This is a genomic window from Microcoleus sp. BM001215392 (assembly GCF_036700185.1).
Taxonomy (GTDB): domain Bacteria; phylum Cyanobacteriota; class Cyanobacteriia; order Cyanobacteriales; family Microcoleaceae; genus Microcoleus.
In genome coordinates, this window is sequence record NZ_JAUBOJ010000359.1 from 1 (window position 1) to 8,069 (window position 8,069).

General features: G+C 45.9%; 7 protein-coding genes and 1 pseudogene. 3 read left to right on the forward strand and 5 right to left on the reverse strand.

Annotated elements, in window-relative coordinates; all coding sequences use genetic code 11:
* Window positions 1–187 precede the first annotated feature (187 nt).
* From QT974_RS27590 to QT974_RS27610, 5 genes are all read right to left on the reverse strand, one after another.
* The gene (locus QT974_RS27590; protein WP_333471596.1) at window positions 188–970 is read right to left on the reverse strand and encodes a DsbA family protein; all 783 of its coding nucleotides are present in this window, start codon (window positions 968–970) and stop codon (window positions 188–190) included.
* A gap of 340 nt (window positions 971–1,310) precedes the next feature.
* The gene (locus QT974_RS27595; protein ID WP_333471597.1) at window positions 1,311–1,823 is read right to left on the reverse strand and encodes a hypothetical protein; all 513 of its coding nucleotides are present in this window, start codon (window positions 1,821–1,823) and stop codon (window positions 1,311–1,313) included.
* Between the two features lie 111 nt (window positions 1,824–1,934).
* Window positions 1,935–2,378, reverse strand: a complete 444-nt coding sequence (locus tag QT974_RS27600; protein ID WP_333471598.1) for a hypothetical protein — start codon at window positions 2,376–2,378, stop codon at window positions 1,935–1,937.
* 77 nt (window positions 2,379–2,455) lie between these two features.
* Window positions 2,456–2,638 carry a CsbD family protein gene (locus QT974_RS27605; protein ID WP_333471599.1) on the reverse strand — a complete coding sequence of 61 codons (183 nt, stop codon included), beginning with the start codon at window positions 2,636–2,638 and terminating at the stop codon, window positions 2,456–2,458.
* Between the two features lie 737 nt (window positions 2,639–3,375).
* Complete coding sequence (locus QT974_RS27610) at window positions 3,376–3,582, reverse strand: hypothetical protein (protein WP_333471600.1); 207 nt, start codon at window positions 3,580–3,582, stop codon at window positions 3,376–3,378.
* A gap of 605 nt (window positions 3,583–4,187) precedes the next feature.
* On the opposite strand from QT974_RS27610, the gene urtA reads away from it, so the two are divergent.
* The 3 genes and pseudogenes from urtA to QT974_RS27625 all read left to right on the forward strand — a co-directional run bounded on the left by urtA (window position 4,188) and on the right by QT974_RS27625 (window position 7,948).
* Window positions 4,188–7,112, forward strand: a complete 2,925-nt coding sequence (urtA, locus tag QT974_RS27615; RefSeq protein WP_333471601.1) for an urea ABC transporter substrate-binding protein — start codon at window positions 4,188–4,190, stop codon at window positions 7,110–7,112.
* A gap of 350 nt (window positions 7,113–7,462) precedes the next feature.
* Window positions 7,463–7,697: pseudogene (locus tag QT974_RS27620) on the forward strand (DUF433 domain-containing protein).
* Window positions 7,694–7,948 (forward strand): DUF5615 family PIN-like protein, encoded by a 255-nt coding sequence (locus QT974_RS27625; RefSeq protein WP_333471602.1) that lies wholly within the window; start codon window positions 7,694–7,696, stop codon window positions 7,946–7,948. The pseudogene QT974_RS27620 and the gene QT974_RS27625 overlap by 4 nt, the downstream one beginning before the upstream one ends.
* Window positions 7,949–8,069: the final 121 nt, after the last annotated feature.

Consider the following 8,069-nt stretch of genomic DNA (forward strand, 5'->3'; position numbering starts at 1 on the left):
CGGGGACTTTGATAAAACTCTTGTCCCCCCCTTCTTAAGGGGGGTTAGGGGGGATCAATCCCTAATAGTCAAACAGCAGACTGGTATTACGTTTGACGTTAAGTTGACACTAATAGGCATTGCCGTGTCCCTAGCTACGCCAGATTAATTGTAGGCAGACTCCAAAAGCCGTGTCCTAATTTCTTACTTATTTCGACACGCTAGCGAGAATCTTTTCCATTTCAGCAAGCTCGACTGCGCCGGAGAAAGTTTTGCCGTTCATAATAAAGAAGGGAGTGCCTTCGATGCCCAATTGTTGGGCGAGTTGCACATCTTTGGCAATGGCTGCTTCGGCAGCGGGGCTGTTGCGATCGCTGTTGAATTTATCTAATTTGAGATTGAGCTTTTGGGCGATCGCTCCGTAAAATGGCTCCCCTAACTGTTTTTGGCCTTCAAACAAAGCGCTGTAATATTCCCAGAATTTTCCCTGCTGTTGAGCCGCCCAAGCTGCTTTAGCTGCTGGCAAAGCTTGAGGGTGAATTGAACTCAAGGGAAAATGCTTGTAAGCTAAAGTAACTTTGTCTTGGTGTTTTGCCATAAACTGCTTGACATTATCGTGAGCGCGCGCGCAAAACGGACATTGAAAGTCAGAAAATTCTAAAAGTACAATCTGCTGCGAAGCCGAACCCGTGCTGGGAGAATCCCCGATCGCCGATTTGGGATTAGTTTTCATCGCCTGCAAAAAAGACTCCTGCGCTGCTTTGAGAGACTGCTGCTGCTGTTGCTGGTACGCTTGTACGGAATCTACGATTGCTTGCGGGTTTTCGCGGATCACCTGCAAGACTTGCTCTTTAAACTTGGGATCGACTGGATTACCACCGGCTGACTGGGCGGGGGAACAACCGATAAATACAAGGCAACCCGCAAGCAGTGCAGCCAAGCAGAAAGCTTGCTGGCTGCGGAGTTTTCGCCAAATAGTGGATAGGTTCATCTTTTTTTTCTGATTCACGGCAACACTTAATCCTACATTTAATTTTGCGGAGTGTCAGGTGTAGGGCAGTTGATGGCTGTGCAGATATTTTTATGTGCGAGCAATAATTAGTAATTGGCGATCGCAATTTCGGAGTGGATAATTAGCACTGGGTTTCACTCACCCGAACAGCAACCCGCGGCATAATTAATAAATATTTTTCAAACTCTCGGAATTTAGTATGATATTGTATCAAGGAGTTTGTAGTGAGAGATTGAGTCTGCATAAAAATTTTAGGACTAAAGTCCTCACTACAAACAATCTGTCAAAGTTTGTAGTGAGGACTTCAGTCCTTCCTCAATTATTTGCGGTTGCTGAGCCATTTAGCAGCAACTATTCCCACAATACCCGCAACCACTGGATTGCCCAAAAACTTCATCAAACTAGGCTGTTCTGCCAGCACGTCTCGGAAAATATCCGGGTGATTGTGATAGGTAAACGAAGCCAGCTTGCTAACATCATCAGCAGTCATGCGGCTCGCGTGGTGGGTAGAAAGTCCTAGCTGCTTTTCCAACTGGCGATCCTTCAATCCTCTCTTGTCCAACTGCTTGAAGAATTCCCGTGCTACATCGTCCCGTTCGTTTGGCTTGATTTGGGCGATCGCCTTTTGTAGTTCAGGTTCCAACTGGGCCGGCGGGAGGGAGTCGTGATTCAAAGAACGCCCGAATAGTTGTTTGCGCTGATCCGGCGAAGTTCTCTGAGCAAAATCGTCAAAGTTTTCGTACTGTTCCCCGGTTGTCTCCGGCATCATTTCTCGATCGCCCTGGGCCAAATCGCTCATGATTTGACGCTTGTAATTATCGCTGCTACTCATGATTTTTTTCCATTTACAAAAAGTTTTCGTCGCAAACAGAATTTTTGTGGCTGCCAAAAACTGCGAAGTATTAAGCGGCCGTGCCGCTACGATTTAAGCTTTTCAACCAACTCAAGACTTGTATTCAATTTGATTTGATTGCTGGTCGTACTTGGCAGTTAAAATCAGTTTTTTGTCAGGAGCGTAAACCAAAACACTTACATCTTGGTTCGGGAAATTGCGGTGGAAGCCTTGAGCTAAAGATTTAGCCAAATCTTTGACTTCTGTAGGACGGACTTCAGGCGTGATCACAACTCCCAATTTGTTGTTGTCTCGCACATAAGCATCCTGAACCAGACCTTTAGCCGTCTTTGTCACCCATTGACCAAAATCTTGACCTGCGATCGTATTACCGCGTTCTAACTGGGTGTAATAACCCTGGCTCCCACCAATCGCTACAGGTGCATTAGTCGGTTTCTGTGCTGACACTCCTGGCGTACACGCAGTATTAACAGCCAAGATGAAAACTAATATTAAGCCCGCAACTAATTTGCGACTCTGCTGCAATAAGCTCACCTTTTTTCCTCCATTTTGAAAGATTTTTCCAGAGTTGAGAGGGTCAGTTTTTGCGACCCTCTCAGTGAGTATTAGGCTCAGTCTATTTTCTTTTTGATCTCGTCTTTGACATCTTCGACTGTGTGGCTGGCTTCAGCTTGTTTTTGCTTCATTTTGCCTTCAGCTTTATCCTTGGGATCGCCAGTAACGTTGCCCAGGGCTTCTTGAGCAGCGCCTTCGATATTTTTACCAGTTGCCTTCGCTCTATCTTCAATGCTCATGATTTTCTCCTTATCTGTATCTAATTTGACATTTTTTACTTAAATTCATCATAGGTAACAACGCGTTGCCTTGCACTCTACCTGTAGGAAGAAACTAGATCAAAGCTCGGTCTACCGAATTTCCAAAAGATTTAACGGATATAGGCAATAGGGAATAGGGAATAAGGAATAATACATCAGCATAAGTTATTTTTGAGTTGGGGATGCACTGCTAGTTTCCTGCTTAGCATTTTTCACCTCAACTGCTAACTGCTACGAAGTTCTTCGCTCTATAATTTCAGCCTGTCGTCACCGCCAAGCCCCACAATTGTTTTTAATTAGGGCTTGCTGAAAAAGTCTATACAGTGGATAAACGAGACTAGACAGCTTTAAAAATAGTAGGTTCGTTGCCTAATTACCAAATTTACCCATAGATTTACCTGTGAAAGTACAATAGTTGTGAACTTCGCTTATCCTAGAACTTGCACTTGTTCGAGCCCAAAAAGATTGAAATCCTTATCTGGTATGCCTTTTGCTTTTGTTTTCAGCAAGCGCTAATTAAAAAAAATTCAAATATTTTTGATTTAATGATGATTGGTCTCGTCAACTCAAGCCTTTTTCCCTAGTTCTGTGGTAGATAACTAAAGTTTTTTTATTGATACTGTATATCGCTCAATTATTATAAATTTTTTATTGTCAAAAAGATGGTGTAAACAAGACTGTATCTTGCCCACACCCTCAATCAAGCACTATTAGTTTTAATTTGGATGTTGATGACATTCTTCATCTATTTTTTGCTGAAGTTCTTCTTTCAACTGTTGAACAGCCCGCAGAGTTTGAGCATTTTCTTGTTTGTGCTGGCTGAGCGCTTTTTCCGTTACTTCACCGAGCAATTCTTCCCTTGATTTGGGTAGCGTGACTTGAGTCTCGCTGACTGTCGGGGTCGCGTCTTCTTCAGTATTCATTAGTTTTCACCCTATTTTGTGCAAACAAAATTTATTTTCAATCAGGCTAGTTAAAAGTGATTAACCTTAAGTCGATTATAAGGGAAATCACTTGCTATCTCCCTCTGCCCGAAGGGAGATAGCAGGTTGGTAAAAGTTTATGAGTTTTTGAGAGAGGGTACTATACTAAGAGAAATCACGGAGAGTTGAATCTACCGGAAGTGATATCTGCGCGGGCGAATAGTGGGTGAGTGGGTGAATTTACTTGGTGGCTGACCCGCTGCTATGCGGCAAATGAGTTGACTAGAGGGAAAGGAGGAGAGCGTCAAAGAGTGGGGGAGACGGAGAATTTTTGTAGGGGACAATCTCACAAGTGGATTCTGCTGAGTGGTTGGCAAGGCTATTTCGACATCGGTAACAGATGAAGCAATAAATGGTTGACACCAGGAATGCAGAATTAACTCACGGGTCGGATGTTTGACTGAAAAAATCAACAAAAGGCAGCAATTGCTAAGTTTTGTGGCGCTAGGGTGAAATAATTTGCTAAACAAGAGTTAGCATCAAGGCTAAATTCCAGCACGATCGAACTAAAATTTTTGTTATTAGTAAAAAATATCTAAAACTTTATGGGAGCAAGGAGCAGTAACCCCCTCGAAGCAGCCGGCCCGACTCGTGAGCCGATCAAAATAGGCGTGTTGCATTCGCTGACGGGCACGATGTCTATCAGCGAAATTTCTGTTAAAGATGCGACGCTGTTGGCTGTGGAGGAAATTAATGCGGCGTCCGGGGTACTCGGACGCCCATTGAAAGCGGTGATAGAAGATGGAGCCAGCGATTTGCAGACTTTTGCTCAAAAAGCTAAGCAATTATTCCTAGAATCTCAGGTGGCGGTGGTATTTGGCTGTTGGACTTCGGCGAGCCGCAAAGCTGTACTGCCGGCTTTGGAGCAGAGTAACGGGTTGCTGTTTTATCCGGTGCAGTATGAAGGGCTAGAACAGTGTCCGAATATTTTTTATACTGGTGCAGCCCCGAACCAACAGATTGTACCAGGGGTGAATTACTTGCTCGCGACGGGGAAACGCAAAATTTTCCTGTTGGGTTCTGATTATATTTTTCCCCGGACGGCAAATAGAATTGTGAAAGCTCAACTGGCGGCACTCGGCGGAGAGTTGGCGGGGGAAGTTTATCTGCCGCTGGGTTCGAGGGAGGTGGAGGAGGCGATCGCACATATTTTAGCAGTGAAACCGGATGCGATTCTCAACACTCTCAACGGCGACAGCAATGTGGCTTTTTTCCTTCATCTGCGGGAAGCTGGTCTGAAACCGGAGGATTTGCCGGTGATGTCGGTCAGTGTAGCAGAAGAGGAAGTGCGGGCGATCGGGCCGTCCAACATTGCCGGACATCTGGTGGTTTGGAATTATTTTCAAACGGTGGATACACCAGAAAATCGGAAATTTGTCGAGGCTTATAAAGCGAGATACGGGGAAAATCGTGTCACGGATGACCCGATCGAAGCGGCTTATTTGGGCGTTTATCTGTGGAAGGAAGCAGTAGAAAAAGCTGGTTCGATAGATGTGGCTAAAGTCAGGGCGGCTGCTAAAAATATTGAGTTTGCAGCGCCATCGGGTCAAGTAAAAATAGATGCCCAAACGCAGCATACCTGGAAAACAGTGCGGATTGGTCAGGTGCGATCGGACGGTCAAATTGAGGAAATTTGGAATTCCGGCGCGCCCGTACAGCCAGATCCTTTTCTCAAAAACTATCCTTGGGCGGCAGCACTCGCTCCGAGGCAGATTTCTCTAGGAAGTCGGGCTTCTTTGATCGGGCTGTTTGCGATCTTGGTAGTGCTTGCTTGGATGGCGGCGGGAGTCGGGTGGATGGCTTCTGTGGAAATGAACAACTATTTGCTGGCTGAGGCTGCCTCAGCTCGGGCGGGGGTTCCCGCAGCAGCAATGGCGCTGCTGGTGGAGCAAGCTCAGGCGGTGGTGATGCGAACTCAAAATTGGCTGGTGGGGGCTGTGGTTTTGAGTTCGATCGCCGGAATAGTGGCTTGTGTGTCGGTGTCGGCAATTATGCGGAATCTCGGGTTACTGCGGAAAACTGCGCAACAGATGGCGAGCGGTGATTTGACGGCTCGATCGCCTGTGGTGTCTAATGACGCGATCGGGGTGCTATCTTCTACTCTCAATACAATGGCCCAGCAAATTAACAGTTTGCTCACAGGTTTGGAGGTGCGGCAGCGACAGCTAGAGGAGCGATCGGGCGAATTGGAAGTCGCTAAGAACGCTGCGGAAGCTGCTAACCGGGCGAAAAGCACATTTTTGGCAAATATGACTCACGAGCTGCGAACGCCCCTGAATGCGATTATCGGCTACAGCGAGCTGCTGCAAGAAGAGGCGATCGAACTCGGCGAGGAAGAGTTTGTGATGGATTTGGCCAGCATCAATATGGCCGGCAAGCAGTTGCTGAACATTATTAGTGACATCCTGGATATTTCTAAAATTGAAGCCGGAAAAATGACTCTTTTCTTGGAGACTTTCGAGGTGTTGAATTTGGTCGATCGGGTTGTGACGACAGTTCAACCGCTGATCGGCAAAAATGGCAACACTTTGAGCGTCAATTGCGATCGCGATATCGGCACGATTTACGCTGATTCCTCGAAGCTGGGACAAGCGCTGTTGAATTTGGCGAGCAATGCTGCTAAGTTTACCGATCGAGGCAAAATTACGATTAATGTTTGGAAGGAAGAAGGGGAAGTTTTGCTGGTGGGGAATACCGAGGAAATTTCGGCAACTCCCCTTAGACGCGAAAATGCTGCGATCGTTTTCCAAGTCACCGATACGGGTATTGGAATGACAGAGGATCAGGTGTCGAGGCTGTTCGGGGCTTTTGCGCAAGCAGACGATTCGACTACCCGCAGGTACGGCGGCACCGGTTTGGGGCTGACAATTAGCCGGAAGTTTTGCCAGATGATGGGCGGAGATATTAATGTTGAGAGCGAGTTTGATTGCGGTTCTACTTTTACGATCCGGTTACCGATGATGATGAAAAGGGAAAAAGCAGTCAAGGGCGATCGAGCAATCCCAGAAATATCAGCGGCTGTTTCTTTGAACTCCGATCGGAGTGAACTCCCGACAGAAGTAAATAAGCCAACAGAAGTGCGATCGCAACCGCTAGAACTTCCCGATGCTGCGACTGTGCTAGTGATTGACGACGATCCGGATTCGCGGGATTTGATCAGCCGCTGTTTGTCGAAAGAAGGATTTCGGGTGCTGTCCTCAGCTAGCGGGGAAGCAGGGCTTGAGCTAGCTAAGGAGTCGCGACCGGATGCAATTACTTTGGACGTGATGATGCCAAGTATGGACGGCTGGGCGGTGCTGTCTGCTTTAAAAGCCGATCCGGATTTAGCTAATATTCCGGTAATTATGTTGACTTTTTTGGATGACAAAAATCATGGTTTGGAATTGGGGGCGGCAGAGTATTTGAGGAAGCCTTTGGATTACAAGCGCTTTGCTGATTTATTGAGTAAATATCAACGCCCGCAAAAGTAGTCAGTAGTCAGTAGTCCTGCCGTCAGTAGTCATTAGTTGTTATCTCCGATCCCCTCAACTACCGGAATAAAAAAAAGGTTTGATCGTTCGGAATGCGAGTCCGCATCCATCTGAGGACTAAAGTTAGAACGCTCAAACCAATCTTAGTATGTTCATGCGATCGGACATGATATTAGTCATTAGTTGTTAGTAATTTAGAATTCAATACGGTTCAGTTAGCGGTTGTCGCTAGCGAGGAAAGAAGCAATCGAGCGTATCTGTTTTTAGTCTCGTTTTGCCGACCGGACTGTCCGATCTGAACTGTATTGATTTAGAATTACTATAATATGTGAAAAATAGGACTTTAAGATATGACGGATAGAAGTGCTTTGCTCACCAGAATTACTCAAACACCTGGTAAATGTGGCGGCCGCCCCTGTATTCGGGGCATGAGAATTCGCTTTCTTCGATATTTTGGAAACACTGGCAGACAATGTAACCCCTAGCGAGATTCTAGCTGACTTTCCCGATTTGGAACCCGAAGACATTCAAGCGTGTTTGCTTTTTGCATCTCTCAGCATTGATTTCCCCCGGATAGCAGTATGATTTTCTGGTTGAATGCTCAATTGCCTCCTAGTTTGGCGAAATGGTTAACCGAAACATTCGGTGTTAACGCTGTTACATTGCAAGAGCTTGGGTTGCGGGATGCTCAGGATATTGAGATATTTAATGCAGCTCGTGCCAACGGATCGGGCACAGTTATCATAACTAAGGATAGGGATTTTGTTGATTTAGTAATTAGCCGCATCAAACCCGCCTCAAATTCTTTGGCTAACCTGTGGCAACATTACAAATAAAGATTTGCAGCGCATTTTTACTCGTGCTTTTCCTGACGCACTTGAGCTATTTAAGGATGGCGAAAATATTAGACAAGAGTGCAAAAATCCTAGAAGGGCGTAGCATTTGGACATAAAATCT